The sequence below is a fragment of the Microbacterium sp. 1.5R genome (genome assembly GCF_007667425.1).
Lineage (GTDB): Bacteria > Actinomycetota > Actinomycetes > Actinomycetales > Microbacteriaceae > Microbacterium.
Genome location: NZ_VDRC01000002.1, coordinates 613,499 through 629,912, shown reverse-complemented (window position 1 = coordinate 629,912; position 16,414 = coordinate 613,499). Strand labels below are relative to the sequence as shown.

Genomic DNA, 16,414 nt, shown 5'->3' with positions numbered 1-16,414 from the left:
CGCCGGTCAGCTCGCGCGGCGCTTGAGTTTCCGGCGCTCGCGCTCCGAGAGTCCGCCCCAGATGCCGAATCGCTCGTCGTTGTTGAGCGCATATTCGAGGCATTCGCCGCGCACGTCGCAGGAGGTGCAGATGCGCTTGGCGTCGCGGGTCGATCCGCCCTTCTCGGGGAAGAAGGCCTCCGGATCCGTCTGCGAGCAGAGCGCATCGGTCTGCCATGCCAGTGCGTTGTCATCGTCGGCCTCGACCTTGCGGACCCCGGGAACACCGAGGTTGACCGGGTCGACGAACCAGTTGTCCGGCACGTCCGAACGGTATCCCGTCATCTCGATCTCCAACCCTGTTTTCCGCCCCCTCGGCGGGCCGTGCACCACTAATTACACCCGTGTGATTCGCTCCGGTCAAGTCGCGGATCGTAAACCCTCAACGAACTCTTGAAGGTTCATGACGATCCGTCGGCGTGTCGCATCGGCGTGTCGAGGATCAGGGCGTCGCGCTCGAGACACCGGGCGTCGCGATGAAGGCCTCCCCGGATCCGGAGAGCGTGACCCGCCCCTCCGCGGCATCCGCGAAGACGACCGTGCCGACGGGTACCTCGTGCCTCGTGCCGTCCGCCGCGACGACCGCCACCGCACCCGCCGTCGAGAGCACCATGGTCGGCCCGTCCACGGAGATCTCGACGGGCTCGCCCGAGAGCTCGGCGCGCCGCAGAGCGAAGTCCTCGACGGGAACCTCATACGCCGTCAGACCGCCGGCCGCCGATGGGCGCAGCACCGGCACCTCGCCCGCTGTGGTGTCGAGGATCGACAGCAGCTCGGACACGTCGATGCGTTTGGGGGTCAGACCTCCGCGCAGGACGTTGTCGCTCGCCGCCATGATCTCGACGCCGAGACCGGACACGTACGCGTGCAGCAGGCCCGCACGCAGGAACACGCCCTCACCCCGCCTCAGCACGACGAAGTTCATCAGGAGCGCCACGACCACTCCGGGGTCGCCGGGGTAGCTGCGCGAGATCGCCGCGATCGCCCGCAGGGTGTCGCCCCACTCCCCCGTCGCGGATTCCGCCGCCGCGCGCACCGCGGCGATGACGTCGTCGACCTCCGCCTGCGCGTCGCCCGAGAGGAGCCACCCGATCGTGTCGCGGAGGACATCCCCGTCGCCGGACAGGCGCTCGACCAGCGCGGAGACACCGGCGCCGTCCCCGAGCTGCCCGAGAAGAGAGCGCGTGAGGGGGACGTCGCGGAGGCCGCTGAGCGACTCGAAGCGATCGCTCAGGGCCACGATGAGCTCGGGCTTGTGGTTGTCGTCGCGATAGTTGCGGCTCGGGTCGTCCTGCGCCAACTCCGACTCCCTGCTCCATCCGTCGCGCGCCTGCTCGCGCGTCGGATGCACCTGGATCGACAGCGGCGATGCAGCGGCGAGCAGTTTGAGCAGGTACGGCAGTGTGCCGCCGGTGACGGAGTCCAGCGTGCCGCCGCCGACGACGTCTGCGGGATCGCCGGGGTGATCGCCGAACCAGACCTCGGCCTCGGGCTGCGAGGCGGGTGCGCGACCCTCGAGCTCGGCGAGGAGTGCGGTGGATCCCCAGGCGTAATCGCGGGGGACGTTCGAGAGGCTGAGCAGCATGTCACCAGGGTAGGGCGAGCACGCGTCGCCGAGCGACTCGGCGACGCGACCGCGCACCGCATCCGGTCGGCGTCCAACCGCGCGCGGTAGCCTGATCCCGATGGCGCAGTACACGAAGCATCCGGTCTCCGCTCCGCCCAGCGCACCGGAACGCGAGTCGACGGGGCATCTGCTGTTGCGCGGCTACATCATCGTCGTGCTGTTCGTCACGTTCGCCCACTCCGCCGTCTACAACTTCGTCGGCGAGCTCGGGGCTGGCATCGTGCTCGCGACCTTCGTCGTCGTGACGCTGGCGATCGGCGTCCCGATGGTGTCGCGACGTCGTCCGCATCCCTTCGCCTGGCGACGTCTGCCGTGGGCGGCGACCGCGTACACGGTGCTGGCGCTCGTGTCGGTGGCATGGTCGCAGTGGCGCGGGGCGACTCTGCTCACCTGGGCGCTGCTGGCCGGCGTCACCGTGAACGCCCTCTTCATCGCGCACGTCCTGAGCTGGAACGAGATCGTCCGCGCCCTCGCCTCGGCCTTCAAGTGGATCCTCGGACTGTCCCTGGCGATCGAGCTGTGGGTGGCGCTGATCGTGCACGGCCCGATCCTCCCGAACTTCTTCGTCCGCCCGGATGGTGAGCTCGACGCGCACTGGTACTGGGTCCGCGGCAACCTGTTCGACGGCGAGCGCATCCAGGGCATCGTCGGCAACTCCAACCTCCTCGCGATCATCAGCCTCTTCGCCATCATCACGTTCGGCGTGCGATTCGCCGCCAGGGCGCGGTGGCGCACGACGCTCGCCCTGTGGTCGCTGCTCGCGGCCTACTTCCTCCTGCGGGCGGGGTCGGCCACCGCGTACGCCTGCGCGGCAGCCGCGGCCGTCGTGCTCGTCGTCGCGCTGCTCATGCGTCGGACGACGACCCCCGGCGGCCGCACGCGTCTCTACGTGATCTTCATCGGCGGCGCCGCGGTTCTCGCCGGCGCGCTGTGGCTGCTCCGGGGTCCGCTGCTCGGCCTGCTCGGCCGCAGCGCCGACCTCACCGGGCGCTCGGACAAGATCTGGGAGAAGGTGCTCGAGCGCGTCGCCCAGCATCCGCTCTTCGGCAACGGCTTCTCGAGTCCGTGGGTGCCGTTCGACCCGGCATTCGACGAGTGGATCGTCGACCACGGGATCACCGTCTTCCACGCCCACAACATGTGGCTCGACGTGCTGATGCAGCTCGGGGTGCTCGGCCTGGTGCTGATGGCGCTCGCCTACCTGAGCCTGCTGTGGCGCTCCTGGTTCTTCGCCGTCGATCGCCCGCGGTGGGACCTCACCGCCACCCGCGACTACTCGCCGCTCACGCTCCTGCCCAGCCTGTTCACCGTCGTGCTGCTGGTGCAGGGACTCACCGAGTCCACCCCGATCATGCTGTGGGGCTGGATGCTCCTGGTGGTGCTCACCTTCAAGATCAAGTCCGTCCCCCTCGTCGGTGTCGGAGAACGCGATCGCGTGATCGAGCACGGCGAGAGAGCGCGGCGGGTTCCGTGACGTCCGAACGGCGACTGGCCGACCTGCTCGGGTCCTCGCAGTTCGCCAGAGCGTTCACCATCGCGGTGCTGACCGCGGTGTTCGCGTCGTTCACGATCGAGAGCCTCACGTCCAGGGTGACACTGGCGACCATCGTCGCGGTGCTGTGCGCCATCGGTGCCGGCATCCTGTGGGTGCGCCGCGAGGAGCTGTCGCCCTTGCGTCTCGCGCCGTCGTCGCTGCTCGCGTTCCTCGCCTGGGCGCTCCTGAGCCTGGTGTGGACGACGGACAAGACGGATACCGCGTTCGGGTGGATGGCGCTGTTCGGATTCGCCTTCCTGGCCATCACCGTCGGCCACGTGCGGGACACGCTGCAGACCGTCCGCGCGCTGGGCGACACCCTGCGCGGCCTGCTCGTCGTCTCCCTCGCGACGGAGATCCTGTCGGGCATCCTGCTCGACATGCCGTTCGGCTTCCTCGGCATCCAGGGGAATCTGGCGCTCGGCGGACCGATCCAGGGCCTGTTCGGAAGCCGGAACATGCTCGGCTTCATCGCGGTGATCGCGCTCATCACCTTCGTGATCGAATGGCGCTCGCAGTCGGTCACCGCACCTCTGGCGATCCCGTCCATCGCTCTCGCGGCGCTGCTCGCCTTCCTCTCCTCCTCCCCGACCGTCATCGTCCTCGCGGTCGCCGTCGGCGTCAGCGCCGTCGCCCTCATGATCGTCCGGCACACTCCTCGCGAGCGCCGGGGCCTGGTGCAGTGGGTGCTCGGCGTGCTGGTCGCACTCGCCTTGGTCGCAGCTTTCATCCTGCGCCACGCGATCATCCGGCTTCTCGACGCCGGTTCGGACTTCTCGATCCGCGCGACGCTGTGGAACACGATCCTCGATTTCGTCTCGCTCACGCCCATCCAGGGGTGGGGCTGGTTCGGACCCTGGTCGCGCGGCGAGTTCCCGTTCACCTACATCAACTTCCTCCTCGACGATCGGCACCAGAGCGCGCTGAACGCGTACTTCGACGTGATGCTGCAGCTCGGGTGGGCCGGACTCGTCCTCTTCCTCCTGCTCGGCGGGGTCGCCCTCGTCCGCTCGTGGCTGGTCGCGAGCGCGCGCCGGTCGGTCGTCTACGCATGGACGCCGCTCATGCTCGTGACGCTCGCGGTCGACTCGATGTTCGAGAGCTTCACGGTCGAGGGGGCCGGCTGGTTCCTGCTGGTCCTCTGCGCCCTGCGCGCCGGTCAGTCCCGTTCGTGGCGGGAGAACATCGACGCGGCCCACACCGGCGCGATCCCGACCCTGCACCCCGAGCGGTGACCCCGCGCTGCGCCCTCGGGGGTTTCCCGACGCGGCCCGGTAGGCTGGGGGTGCTCGCGGCGCCCTGCGAGAACACACCTCCCGGAGAACCTCACTCGTGACACACGTCCCCTTCGACCCGGCGTCGGCCACGATCGTCATCGTCACCTACAACCGCTCGCACCTCCTCACCGGGCTCCTCGAGAGCATCACGGCGATGGACCCGCAGCCCGGCCGCGTCGTGATCATCGACAACGCGTCGTCCGACGACACCACGGACGTCGTCGAGTCGTTCCGGCCTCGGGTCGGCACGGAGATCGTGTACCGACGGCTCGAGACCAACACCGGCGGTTCCGGCGGGTTCAGCGAGGGCATGCGGACCGCGTACGAGCTCGGTTCCGAGTGGATCTGGATGATGGACGACGACGTCGAGGTCATCACCGACGGGCTCGCGAAGATGGGCAAATGGGCATCGCGCTTCAAGAGCATCCAGGGCCGACGCTACGACTACGACGGCAGCGAGTTCTACTGGCAGTACCGGATCGCCGAGCGCATGGGCATCCCGATCCCGTTCGCTCCCTCGGGGTTCGACGCCTCCGGATTCAAGGAGATGAACAGCGGATGCTTCGAGGGCATGTTCATCCACCGCTCGATCGTGGCGCAGATCGGCCTGCCCGACCCCCGGTTCTTCATCTACTGGGATGACCAGATGTACGGCTGGCTCGCGTCGCGGAAGACGACGGCCGTCATCGTCGACGAGTTCGTGCTGCGACGCACCCGCGAGATCAAGCAGTGGGACATGGGCATCCGCCACATGAACGCGTCGAGCGACGCCTACCGGTTCTACATCATGCGCAATCGCGCGTACCTGAAGAAGTACTACCGCGCGCACGACAACTACAACCCGGTGCTCTTCGGCCTCGGCACCGCGATGACCTTCGCGAAGGAGCTCATCCGGCTGCTCTTCGTCGAACGTACAGTGCGCGGCACGAGCAACCTTTTCCGCGGGCTGAAGGAAGGCGGTCGACTGAGCCGCGACCGCTCCTGGCAGCCGATGCCCCCTCTGGAGGACTGAACGTGAGCGACGAGCACCAGCCCGACCTGCAGTGGGGTCCCCTCGAGCAGAAGCCGCGCAACGCCGGACGCGTCTGGTTGATCGTCGGTCTCGTCGTCGCAGCCCTCGTCGTCGCCGCGGTGCTGCTCTTCATGCTGCTTCCACGCGGCGGTGCCCCGGGGCCCGACGCCACGGCCTCGAACTCTCCCTCTCCCTCGCCGTCGGTATCCGCATCGGCCACGCCCACACCGTCGCCGAGCGAGGAGCCGACCGCCGAGCCCGAGCCGTCGCAGACCCCGGTCACGACCCCGCCGCCGCCCGCCGATCCTGACATCGAGGTGTTCCGTGGCCGCGTGCAGGCCCTCCTCGATGATGCGCAGACGGGTCTGGGACTCGTCAGCGAGACCTCGGGCCAGGAGGCGGCGGGCTATGTGGACTCCCTGCGCGGCGACGTGCAGCGTCTGGCCGACAACCCGGCCCCCGCCTCGATCGAGGCCGAGTGGAGAGCTGCTCTCGACGACTACGCCGCGCGGCTCGAGGACCTGCGCTCCGCCGTCGGCGCCGACTCCGGCGTACCGGCCGCGGTCGAGGCGGCGCGTGGCGCACTCCGCGAGCTGCGCGCCGTCACCGGTGCCTGAGCTCGGCCGCTGAGCGCCGTCGCTCCGTCAGCTCAGGGAGTCGACGCGTAAAGGCGGGCCGCAAGTGCCGCCCGACTCTCGCCGAGGCGACGTGCCGTCGCTCCGAACTGCGGGTCGCCCGTTGGCGTGGTTTCGAATGCACCCTCCACCGCATCGTGCACCGACCACCCCGTGCCGAGCTCTGTGAGCAGGCCGTGCTTGACGTCGTAGTACCCCTGTCGCGCATTCACGACGCTTCCCGTCGCCCCCGCGGCCGCTGCAAGCAGATGGAAGTGGAATCGGGAGGTGAGCCACTCCTGGCCGGGCTTCGCGGGGAAACCGTCGTCCCACATCCGGATGAACGGATAGAAGGGCGCCCCGTCCGCGACGAAGGGCTCCGCGTAGCGCACGTCGTCGGGCGGGATCGCCTCCGCGAACCCGACCGTCCTCTGCGACCGTCGCCCGACGAAGTCCGACACGAGGGTCCTGAGCGCCGGCTCGCCCTCACCCTCGAACATGTCGCCCTGGATCAGCACCATCGCATCGGGGAGGTCATCCGCGGGGGCGTAGAGCTCACGCTGATTCGCGAAGGAGAGGAACGCGTCGTCGGTCCCCAGTTCGACGCCGAGGGCCTCGGCGCTGGAGGCGTCACGCGCGTCGACGTGATCGAAATCGGCCAGGTGCGCGGCGAGGCGGTCGCGAATGCCACCGCTCACCGGCATGAAGCCCTGGCCGGTCGCGAAGATGCGGACTCCGAAATCCGCGCGGAGCGTGGTCATCGCCGCGATGATCCCGAAGTTCTCGGGCCAGATCTCGTTGATGTAGCCGCCCCCGAGCAGATGGATGGACTCCATCCGCCGGAGGTCGCGCAGACCGAGGTCGTACCGAGGGGTGCCCAGTTCGTGGATCAGATTCCGCACTCGTGCCTCGGCCGGTTCGATCTCGCGAGGTCCCGTGTGGGCGAGGTGCCACAGGGTGTTCGTCGTCCGCAGCCGCGGATGCGTGTCGTGGAAGAGGTGCGCGGCGCGCCCCGGCTCGATCGTGTCGAGCCAGACCTCGCGCTCCGGCTGGTTCTCGGCGAGCCAGTCCAGCCAGGATCGCGTGATGAACTCGTCGCCGAAGTTCGGCTGCCCGCCGGCTGACACGAGGTAGACGGGTTCGCGCGATGGCGCGAAGAGCGCTGACGCGGCACGCCGAAGGCGCGTCCGCGAGGGGACGGGAAAAGAGGGCATAGCAGGAACGACCGCCTCGGGAGGGTCATCGTCAGCGCGGCCGGGTGAACGCGCTGTCCCGCCCACCCTATCGGCTGGTACCGGAGTGACGGCCGGGATCAGCGGGTGTGGTCGGCGTTGTAGCGGTCGAGGACCTCGCCGATCGGCCCGTCGAGCGCGAGAGTCCCGCGGTCGAGATACAGGCCGCGGGTGCAGAACCGGCGCAGGTCGCGCTCGTTGTGGCTCACGAAGAAGAGCGTGCGTCCGTCGGCGAGGAGCTCGTCGATGCGCGCGTAGCACTTCTCCCGAAACGCCTTGTCGCCCACGGCCAGCACCTCGTCGACGAGGAGGATCGGCTCATCGAGCTGCGACACCACCGAGAACGCGAGGCGGACCTTCATTCCGTTGGAGAGGTGCTTGTACGGTGTGTCCTCGAATCCGGCCAGCTCGGCGAACGCGATGATCTGGTCGTACCGCCTCGCGATCTCCTGCTTACCCATGCCGTGCAGACCGGCCGTGAGCCGCACGTTCTCCGCGACCGTGAGGTCGCCGACGAACCCGCCCGTGATCTCTATCAGCGGCGCTACTCCCCCGTGGACGGCGACCGCACCCTCGTCCGGCAGCAGCACGCCCGCGACGATGCGCAGCAGTGTCGATTTCCCCTGCCCGTTGCGTCCGACCACGCCGATCGACTCTCCGGCCGACACGGTGAAGGTGACGTCGCGGAGCGGCCAGAACTCGTTCGGACGCGACCGCCGCGACGACCCGCCGAACAGGTCCTTGATGTTGCGACGGCCCCGACGGTTGCGGCGGAAGCGCACCCCGAGTCCGGAGGCCTCGATCGCTGGTTGCATCACAGCTCCTTCAGGACGGGTCGTTCGAGCTTGCCGAACGTCCAGATGCCGACAGCGAGGATGCCCGCGCACATCACCGCGCTGATGAGGATGGGGATCGGATCCCACAGGTCGGGGAAGAACCCGATGCGATACAGCGTGAAGATCCCCGCCAACGGGTTGAAGGCGCCGATCATGTGGATCGGATCCGGAAGGTCGCGGAAGCTGTAGATGACCGGCGATGCGTAGAACATGGCGCGGAGGACCAGCGCAGTGGTGCGCTCCAGATCGGTGTAGAGCACGCACAGCGGCGCGACGAGGAGCCCGAGACCGACGAGGAGAGCAGTCTGCATGACGACGGCCACGGGGAACCAGAGCAGACCCCAGGAGACCTCTGCACCGCTGAACACGGCGAAGAGGATGAGGACGGGAATCGAGAACAGGAACTCGATCCCCTTGCTGAGGACGATCCGGTTGACCCAGATCGACCGGGGTATCGCCGTCGACCGCACGAGCCGGGCGTCCTTGATGAACGCTCGGGTGAAATCACCCACCGAGGCGTTGAACCACACCCACGGCAGCAGGGCGACGATGAGGAACACGATGTAGGGGTCCTCCCCCACACTGCGATGGAAGACCTGCGTGAACACGAACCAGTAGATCCCGCTCATCACGAGCGGATCAAGCACGGACCACAGGTAGCCGAGCGAACTCGTCGCGTAGCGGACGCGGAGGTCGCGCGCCGAGAGCAGCCACAGCGAATGCAGGTAGCGGCGCGGCGTCCCCCGTGCACCGACCGTCGAGACCGTCATGACACTCTCTCGCCCCGGCCCGCCGAGCGGGCCGGGGACGAGCGGCGGTCAGTCGGTCCGCACACTGTCGAACGCCTCTCGCCACCGCTCTGGCGAGGTGATCGCGGGGGTGCCGTCCGCGTACTCCGCGGACAGGCTCTTCCACCGGCGAGCGAGGGCGAGGTTCAGACGGATGCTCCGCCACAGGAATCGGTGCATGATCGTCCGATCGCGCTGGTACCAGGCGACGCCGTTCCCGTCGGGCGATGTGACGAGGGCCGAGTCGATGTCGGCGAAGCGCCACCAGTTGATGTCCTGCGCCGAGATGATCCGCTCCGGATTGCGACGGCTGCCCGCGGACTGCTTGATGACGAGCTGACGCACGCCGACGCGCGCCGCGAGGAGCAGCGCCGCGATCGGATTGGTCGGCTTCCGGACTCCTCCGAGGATGGCGACCGACGAGCGTCGGATCGGCGGCAGGGCGGACAGATCCGCAACGACCTCGGAGTCGATGTACTGGGTGCGGAGCTGCCTGATCTCGCCCTGCTTGGTGGGCAGCATCGCCGGGAGCGCGGCCGGACCCCGCATCACGTCGCGCAGCGCCTCGTGCCGCAGGCGAACCGCGGAGTACTGCAGCATGAACAGCAGCTTGACGTCGCCGAGGAACGAGTGCAGGGGCAGGATGCCGCCGTTCGACACGTGCGATCGCAGCAGCCCGGTCACCACCCGGTTCCGGTGGATGAAGTACTCCTCCCATGTGCGCGTGGGGTCCTTGTCGTGCCAGGCCATGTGCCACACGGCCACACCCGGGAGGCAGACGGTGGGGTACCCGTGCTCGCGGGCGCGCAGCGAGTACTCCACGTCGTCGAACTTTAGGAAGACCGGGAGCGAGAGCCCGATCTCACGGAGGATCGCCGTCGGGATGAGGCACATCCACCACCCGTTGAAGTCCGCGCCCAGGTACCGGTGCAGTTCAGGGGTGTCGCGCAGCGGCTCCTCGGCGAAGTCGTGGTCGTACTCGCTGGCACCCGAGGGGCGCATCCACGACTTGCGCTGATCCCAGACCTCGCCCTGCGTGTACAGCACGGATCGGTCGTCGAGATGCAGCATCCCTCCGCCGACGATGGTCGGCGTCACCGCGAAGTCGCCGAACCGCACCGCGCGCACGATCGCCTCGGGCTCCGAGATGGCGTCGTCGTCGAGGAGGAGGACGTAGCGGCTCTCCTCTGAGGAGAGGGACTCGAGCATCGCGCGAGAGAATCCTCCGGAGCCGCCGAGGTTGGGCTGCCGGAGCACCTCGAGCTTGTCGCCGAGCCGCGCGGCGGCATCGGCGAATCCGGGCTGGTCGGAGACCAGATCGGTCCCCTGATCGACGACGATCACGCGGTCGAGCACCTCGTGCACGTGCTCGTTCTGGCCCACAGCAATGATCTGATTGAGGCAGTACGTAGGGCGGTTGAAGGTCGTGATGCCGACGGTCGTCTTGCCGGGCGTCCATCCCTCGGGCGCCTCGGCCTGCCATTCCGCCTGCCGGAGCGTGACGTCGGACTTCCCGGCGGCAATGTCGAACCAGTACGAGCCGCCGTCGATGAACGACGCGATCGGCAGATCGAAGGTCACCGTCTCGTCGGTGAACTGCTTGGACGCCAGAGCCGACGCCCGACCGCGGGCGCTCGACTTGTAGACGGAGATGAGCCCCTGGCCCTCGACCGTCGCGACGAGCCGCACGGAGCGCACCGTGGTGCCGTGCTGCCAGTAGCTGGCCGGGAACGCGTTGAAGTAGGTGCTCAGCGACACCCGGTGGTGCGCGTAGACCTTGATGCTGCGCCGATCGACGATCTCGTACGACTGCCCGGGCTGCGATCCGTCGCCCGTCCCGGTGTCGACGTACAGCGCCGACACCTCGGCGACGCCCTCGGTCGGGAACACGGTGTGGTTGACGGTGACGAATCGATCGGTCTCAATGTCGCTCATAGCGTGTCCCATCAGGCGAGGTCGTTGTTCCACATCGACAGCGCCGACCCGATGGCCATGTGCATGTCGAGGTACTGGTAGGTGCCGAGGCGTCCACCGAAGTGCACGTCCTGCTCCCCCTTGGTCAGCTCGCGGTAGGCGAGGAGTCCGCTGCGGTCGCTCGGGGTGTTGACCGGGTAGTAGGGCTCGTCGTCCTTGGTGGCGAAACGCGAGAACTCGCGCATGATCACCGTCTTGTCCTTGGGGTACCGGTCCTCCCGCTCGGGGTGGAAGTGACGGAACTCGTGGATGCGCGTGTACGGGACACCAGCGTCCGCGTAGTTCATCACCGGCGTGCCCTGGAAGTCGCCGGTGGAGAGGACCTCCTCCTCGAAGTCGAGGGTCCGCCAGGACAGCTCGCCCTCGGCGTAGTCGAAGTAGCGGTCGACCGGCCCGGTGTAGACGATCGGGACCTGTCCGACGGTGGCGCTCTTGCTCAGAGGCTGCGAGTCGTCGAAGAAGTCGACGTCGAGTTTCACCTCGATGTTCTCGTGATCGGCCATGCGCTCGATCCAGGCCGTGTAGCCCTCGGTGGGCAGGCCCTCCCACTTGTCGTTGAAGTAGCGGTTGTCGTAGGTGTAGCGCACAGGCAGTCGGCTGATGATCTCCGCGGGGAGGTCCTTCGGGTCGGTCTGCCACTGCTTCGCGGTGTAGTCGCGGATGAAGGCCTCGTACAACGGACGTCCGATGAGCCCGATGCCCCGTTCTTCGAGGTTCTGCGCGGACTTCGGGTCGAACTCGCCGGCGAGCTCGGTGATCAGGTCGCGGGCCTCGTCGGGCGAGTGCGCTGCGCGGAAGAACTGGTTGATGGTGCCCAGGTTGATGGGCAGCGGGTACACGACGCCGTCGTGGTTCGTGTAGACCCGGTGCACGTAGTTCGTGAAGGTCGTGAAGCGGTTGACGTACTCCCACACCGTCGGGTTCGACGTGTGGAAGAGGTGCGCGCCGTACCGGTGGACCTCGATGCCGGTCTCGGGCTCGTTCTCGCTGTAGGCGTTGCCCCCGATGTGCGAGCGCCGGTCGATCACGGTGACCTTCCGGCCTGCGGCGGCCGCGCGTTCTGCGATGGTGAGTCCGAAGAAGCCCGACCCGACGACGAGGAGATCCATGATGCAACTTTCCTGATGCTGAGCGACACGATGACGAGACGAGCCGACGAGGCACGCGTCCCCTCATTTTAGCTGGCGCGTGTTGAGATCATGCTGAGGGCAGGGCCACCCTGTGCGATTCGGCCAGTATCCCGTCGAGGAAAGGGGCCAGAGTGCGCGCGTAGCTGCGCGACAGGTGGTTGTCGTCGATGTACACGGCGATGTTGCCGATGGTCGCGTGACAGACGTCCCACGGGCACAGCCAGGGAGTGAAGTCCACGACGGTCACCGCATCGGAGAGCGCCGCCGCGGGATTGTCAGGAGCCAGCACGTCGTCTCGCGACACGTCGCACGTCCGTGATTCGTCGATGGCGCAGGCGTACATGTCGAACGAGAAACGGGGATTGTCGCGGATGCCGATCACGGGGATGTCCGCTTCGGCGAAGGCGTCGATCGCCTGGTCGACGCCGTGCAGCAGTCGTTCGGGCTGCTCGGCGTCGGCCCGCGTGAGCACGGTGTACACCGCGTCCGGTTCGATCTCGGCCGCGTACCGAAGGGCGGCGCGCACCCAGGGCTCGCACGAGTCCATCGAGCCGCTGCGAGACTCCTCGAGCACGCCCACGGTGCATCCGCCCTGGAGCAGCGTGATGACGGCGAGATCCCGATCCTCCGACAGGGCGATGAGCGGGGCGGCCAGCTGCTGCGCGTGAGAATCCCCGATCACGAGGATCCGCATCCCGGCGACATCCGCGTCGGGGCTCTGGTTGCAGGTGCCCTCGAGGACCGACTCGGACGGTGCGAGCAGCCCTTCGCACGCCGGTCCGACCGCCTCCCACTCGCCGTCGAGCGCGGTCGGCGCCGGCAGCAGCGGCAGATCCGCGCTCGCGATCTCGAACGGCACCTCGACCTGCGCGGCGCCCGGGTAGTCGGCATCGGCGGCGGCTGACGCGAGCTGCTGCGTGCGCGACTGCTCGATCCAGCGCCATCCCCCGGTGACTCCCGCGACCACGACGACGGATGCCGCGACCAGCGCGATCCCCCGCACCGCCGTGCCCCGGCCGGGGCGTGCGGAACCCCGCATTAGGGGCTGCTCCACACCCCGCGACAGCAGCCGCGCGGCGACGAGCGAGAGCGCGACGATGGCGAGACCGGAGAGCGGACCGACGCGGTCAGTATCCGCCACCGCCATCCAGAAGACGAGGATCGGCCAGTGCACCAGGTACAGCGCGTAGGCGTCAGGCGTGAGGACCGTCAACGGCCGCGACGAGAGCAGACGAGCGGGTCCCAGCCGGCTCTGCGTGTTACCCGAGACGATCACGGCAGCGGTGCAGAGCACGGGCCACAGCGCCAGGTAGCCGGGGAAGCCCCCGCGGACGTCGAGCACGATGCCGCACAGCACGATGCCGATGAGACCGCCCCACCCCAGGACCGCACCGACGAGACGCGTCGGTCGCAGGTAGGGCAGCGCGAGCGCCACCAGCGAACCGGCGGCGAACTCCCACAGCCTCGTCCGGGTGTCGAAGTAGGCGAACGCCTGCGCGTCCCTCGTCTCGGTGATCGAGAACCACAGCGACCAGATGAAGATGAGGGCGAAGACCGCGCCGAGCACGGGGCGCACGAGGTGTCGCCGGTGACGCAGCACGACGGCGACGATGGCGATCAGCGCCGGCCAGAGGAGGAAGACCTGCCCCTGCACCGACAGCGACCAGAAGTGCTGCAGCGGACTCGTCTCCGCGCTGTCGCGCGCGTAGTAGTCGACCTCCGCGAGCGCGAGGTGCCAGTTCTCGACGTAGAAGAGGCTCGCGAGGGTCTCCGACCAGATGCGCGGCCATTGCGTCGGGGGCATGAACGCGAGGGCGGCGGCGAGGATTCCGAGCATGGTGACGGCCGCGGCCGGTACCAGTCGTCGGAAGCGCCTGCTCCAGAAGGACGCGAGCGCGAGGGGCGTCCCGTCGGCCGCACGACGCGTCAGGGACGCGGTCAGCAGGAAGGCCGAGATCATGAGGAACACGTCCACGCCGCCCGAGACGCGGCCGAACCACACGTGGTAGACCACTACGAGGACGATGGCCACGGTCCGCAGACCGTCGATGTCGCTCCGGTGGCGCAGCCCCGACACGGGCGCGGTCGAGTGCGTCGTGGTCACCCCGGACACCTCGTTCGAAGTCGGCTGGCGGATGCGGGTCCTCGCCGTTCGGGCGGTCGGAGGAGTCGTCTCCACGTTATCCCAGGATTCTGCACGCTCCGTTCACGGCGAGCGCTCCGCTCAGCTCACGACGAGCGCTGCGCCCCGTTCACGGCGAGCGCTGTGCCCCGCTCGCCAGGGCGTCATCGACGACATCCTGGAACTGTCGGCTCAGGGATGCCGCGAAGGCGCTGCTCAGATGATCGGCGTCGAAGTAGACCGGCTCGCCCTCGACGGCGGCGAAGCAGAGCGAGTCGTCGCAGAGGAAGCGCGACATGTCGGCGGGCCACACTCCGCTCTTCATGCCGGATGCCGCGAGCGCCACCGGATCCGACGGCATCGCGACATCGCGCGGTACGGCGCAGTCCTGGGGGGTGCCGGCGTTCAGGATGAGACAGTCCTGGTCTCGCACGTCGGCGTTCAGCGGCGTGTCGAGAACGGGCACCACGGCGATCCCGGCATCCGTCCACCGCTGCCACGTCTCGCGGAGGCCCTCGACGAACTGCTCGTCGTGCGGGCGACCGCTGCCGTCGTCGACGAGCTGCTGGCGGGCCGCCATCGACGTGATGACGAGGTCGGGGGCCTCTTCGACGAGCTCGTCGCTCAGAGACGACGCCCACTGCCGACAGCGCTCGAAGTCGACCGGACCCCACAACGCGTCGAAGCCGACGAAGGCGACCTCGGCAGGGGGGCAGCCGGGGAAGGAGCTGATCGTGAGCCGCCAGCCCTGCTCGGCAGCGATCGGGAAGATCGCAGCCTGCCACTGTTCGGCGTGCGAGTCGCCGACGAGCCACACCCGCGGCGCATCCGCCCCGGCGGAGAAGTCGCATTCGCGCGTCGTGCCCCGGCCGTCGAATTCGAGCAGCGGGAGCAGGTCGCCGCATTGCGGGGCGAGTCCGAAGTACGCATCATCCTGCGTGACGACGGGATCCGCCACCGGTTCGGTCGGATCGCACGCATCCTGTCCACCGGCGGAGCCGAGGCCGGAGCACGTCGTCGGTCGGCCTTCATCGGCCGCGGCATCAGACGACCGCCACGACGACGCGGCCAGCAGGAGAAGCGCGACGAGCCCGGCCACGGCCATCATCGCAGCGGCCCCCGCATAGGCACGCCGCGGCGACCGCCACCACAGCATGCGCTGCGCGGGGATCTCGACGAGTCGGCGAGTCGCGGCGGCGAGGACGAGTGCGACAGCGAGCACGCTCAGGCGCGACCACCACGAGAGCGGAGCGTCGATCACGAAGGGAGCCAGCACGATGAGCGGCCAGTGCCAGAGGTACAGCGAGTACGAGATGTCGCCCAGCCACTGCACGGGGCGGGAGTCCGTGACGGTGGAGATCAGCAGCACAGGAGCACGCCGCCCGGTTCCGGCGATGAGCACGGCCGCCGTGGCCAGCACGGGGAGAGCTGCGGCCGCCCCCGGGTACGGCGTGTGCGAACCGAACAGGACCGCAGCCACGGCGATGCCGATGAACCCCAGAGCCGAGATCGACGCCGCGGTGACGGCGTTCAATCGGCCGAGCACGGCTGCCGGCAGCATGGCGATCGCCGCGCCGACGGCGAACTGCCATGCGCGGGTGAACGTCACGAAGTAGGCCTGCGCGGGCGAGGCGGCGGTGTAGGCGACGGCCGCCACGAAGGACAGGACGGCCACCCCGGCGATCACGGCGAGCACGGCCCTTCGGACAGGAGCGCGTCCGGCTACCGCGATCGAGACGGTCACCAGGATGAGCAGCGGCCAGACCAGGTAGAACTGCTCTTCGACGGAGAGCGACCAGAAGTGCTGCACCGCGCTCGATGCGGCATTGTGAGCCGAGTAGTCGACCGACAGCGCCGCTAGGGCCCAGTTCTCGACGTAGAACACACTCGCGATCGACTGCAGGGCGTTGTCGCCCCACCTGGTGAACGGCAGCAGCAACCAGACTCCGACGAGCGTGACGACGATCACGAGCAGCGCGGCCGGGAGGAGCCGGCGGATCCGCCGCGCGTAGAACGCCGCGAGACGGATCCGGCCGGTGCGATCGACCTCCGACAGCAGGTGGCCGGTGATGAGGAATCCGGAGATGACGAAGAACACGTCGACGCCGACGTAGCCGCCCGGAAGCCGATCCGGCCAGAGGTGATTCACCACGACGAGTACGATCGCCACGGCGCGGAGGGCTTGGATGTCCGTGCGGAAACCCCGGGTGCGCACCGATGCGCGGGAGA

13 protein-coding genes are annotated in these 16,414 nt (G+C 68.5%); 4 read left to right on the top strand and 9 right to left on the bottom strand.

The annotated features are described in order from the left end of the window. Positions 1-6: 6 nt before the first annotated feature. The gene (locus FSY98_RS13860; protein WP_144877231.1) at positions 7-324 is read right to left on the bottom strand and encodes a WhiB family transcriptional regulator; all 318 of its coding nucleotides are present in this window, start codon (positions 322-324) and stop codon (positions 7-9) included. 157 nt (positions 325-481) lie between these two features. Continuing rightward, positions 482-1,624 (bottom strand): mannose-6-phosphate isomerase, class I, encoded by a 1,143-nt coding sequence (manA, locus tag FSY98_RS13855; RefSeq protein WP_144877230.1) that lies wholly within the window; start codon positions 1,622-1,624, stop codon positions 482-484. A gap of 100 nt (positions 1,625-1,724) precedes the next feature. On the opposite strand from manA, the gene FSY98_RS13850 reads away from it, so the two are divergent. The 4 genes from FSY98_RS13850 (at position 1,725) to FSY98_RS13835 (ending at position 6,106) form a co-directional block, all read left to right on the top strand. Then, complete coding sequence (locus FSY98_RS13850) at positions 1,725-3,140, top strand: O-antigen ligase (protein WP_144877229.1); 1,416 nt, start codon at positions 1,725-1,727, stop codon at positions 3,138-3,140. Next, positions 3,137-4,435, top strand: coding sequence for an O-antigen ligase family protein (locus FSY98_RS13845; RefSeq protein ID WP_144877228.1), 1,299 nt, complete (start codon positions 3,137-3,139; stop codon positions 4,433-4,435). Before FSY98_RS13850 ends, FSY98_RS13845 begins: the two co-directional genes overlap by 4 nt. A 97-nt stretch (positions 4,436-4,532) precedes the next feature. Further along, positions 4,533-5,489 carry a glycosyltransferase family 2 protein gene (locus FSY98_RS13840; protein ID WP_144877227.1) on the top strand — a complete coding sequence of 319 codons (957 nt, stop codon included), beginning with the start codon at positions 4,533-4,535 and terminating at the stop codon, positions 5,487-5,489. Positions 5,490-5,491: 2 nt separating this feature from the next. Beyond that, on the top strand, positions 5,492-6,106 hold the full coding sequence (locus FSY98_RS13835; RefSeq protein ID WP_144877226.1) for a hypothetical protein: 615 nt from the start codon (positions 5,492-5,494) through the stop codon (positions 6,104-6,106). A gap of 32 nt (positions 6,107-6,138) precedes the next feature. On the opposite strand, the gene FSY98_RS13830 is transcribed toward FSY98_RS13835, so the two are convergent. From FSY98_RS13830 to FSY98_RS13800, 7 genes are all read right to left on the bottom strand, one after another. Continuing rightward, complete coding sequence (locus FSY98_RS13830; protein ID WP_144877225.1) at positions 6,139-7,317, bottom strand: polysaccharide pyruvyl transferase family protein; 1,179 nt, start codon at positions 7,315-7,317, stop codon at positions 6,139-6,141. Between the two features lie 98 nt (positions 7,318-7,415). Beyond that, entirely contained in the window at positions 7,416-8,150 is a 735-nt protein-coding gene (locus FSY98_RS13825; protein ID WP_144877224.1) for an ABC transporter ATP-binding protein, read from the bottom strand. Beyond that, positions 8,150-8,941, bottom strand: a complete 792-nt coding sequence (locus FSY98_RS13820; protein WP_144877223.1) for an ABC transporter permease — start codon at positions 8,939-8,941, stop codon at positions 8,150-8,152. The genes FSY98_RS13825 and FSY98_RS13820 overlap by 1 nt, the downstream gene beginning before the upstream one ends. Before the next feature lie 48 nt (positions 8,942-8,989). Further along, positions 8,990-10,894 carry a glycosyltransferase gene (locus FSY98_RS13815; protein WP_186307695.1) on the bottom strand — a complete coding sequence of 635 codons (1,905 nt, stop codon included), beginning with the start codon at positions 10,892-10,894 and terminating at the stop codon, positions 8,990-8,992. 11 nt (positions 10,895-10,905) lie between these two features. Next, entirely contained in the window at positions 10,906-12,042 is a 1,137-nt protein-coding gene (gene glf / locus FSY98_RS13810) for a UDP-galactopyranose mutase (RefSeq protein WP_144877221.1), read from the bottom strand. Between the two features lie 88 nt (positions 12,043-12,130). Continuing rightward, positions 12,131-14,167, bottom strand: a complete 2,037-nt coding sequence (locus tag FSY98_RS13805) for an acyltransferase family protein (protein WP_186307694.1) — start codon at positions 14,165-14,167, stop codon at positions 12,131-12,133. A gap of 148 nt (positions 14,168-14,315) precedes the next feature. Beyond that, positions 14,316-16,400: an acyltransferase family protein gene (locus tag FSY98_RS13800; RefSeq protein ID WP_260857556.1), complete on the bottom strand. Its 2,085-nt coding sequence runs from the start codon at positions 16,398-16,400 to the stop codon at positions 14,316-14,318. Positions 16,401-16,414 lie beyond the last annotated feature (14 nt).

Bases quoted from the DNA above. Each gene is read 5' to 3' on its own strand.
- FSY98_RS13825 (WP_144877224.1), bottom strand. From the start codon at position 8,150: ATGCAACCAGCGATCGAGGCCTCCGGACTCGGGGTGCGCTTCCGCCGC.
- FSY98_RS13860 (WP_144877231.1), bottom strand. From the start codon at position 324: ATGACGGGATACCGTTCGGACGTGCCGGACAACTGGTTCGTCGACCCG.
- FSY98_RS13830 (WP_144877225.1), bottom strand. From the start codon at position 7,317: ATGCCCTCTTTTCCCGTCCCCTCGCGGACGCGCCTTCGGCGTGCCGCG.
- FSY98_RS13820 (WP_144877223.1), bottom strand. From the start codon at position 8,941: ATGACGGTCTCGACGGTCGGTGCACGGGGGACGCCGCGCCGCTACCTG.
- manA (WP_144877230.1), bottom strand. From the start codon at position 1,624: ATGCTGCTCAGCCTCTCGAACGTCCCCCGCGATTACGCCTGGGGATCC.
- glf (WP_144877221.1), bottom strand. From the start codon at position 12,042: ATGGATCTCCTCGTCGTCGGGTCGGGCTTCTTCGGACTCACCATCGCA.
- FSY98_RS13815 (WP_186307695.1), bottom strand. From the start codon at position 10,894: ATGAGCGACATTGAGACCGATCGATTCGTCACCGTCAACCACACCGTG.
- FSY98_RS13850 (WP_144877229.1), top strand. From the start codon at position 1,725: ATGGCGCAGTACACGAAGCATCCGGTCTCCGCTCCGCCCAGCGCACCG.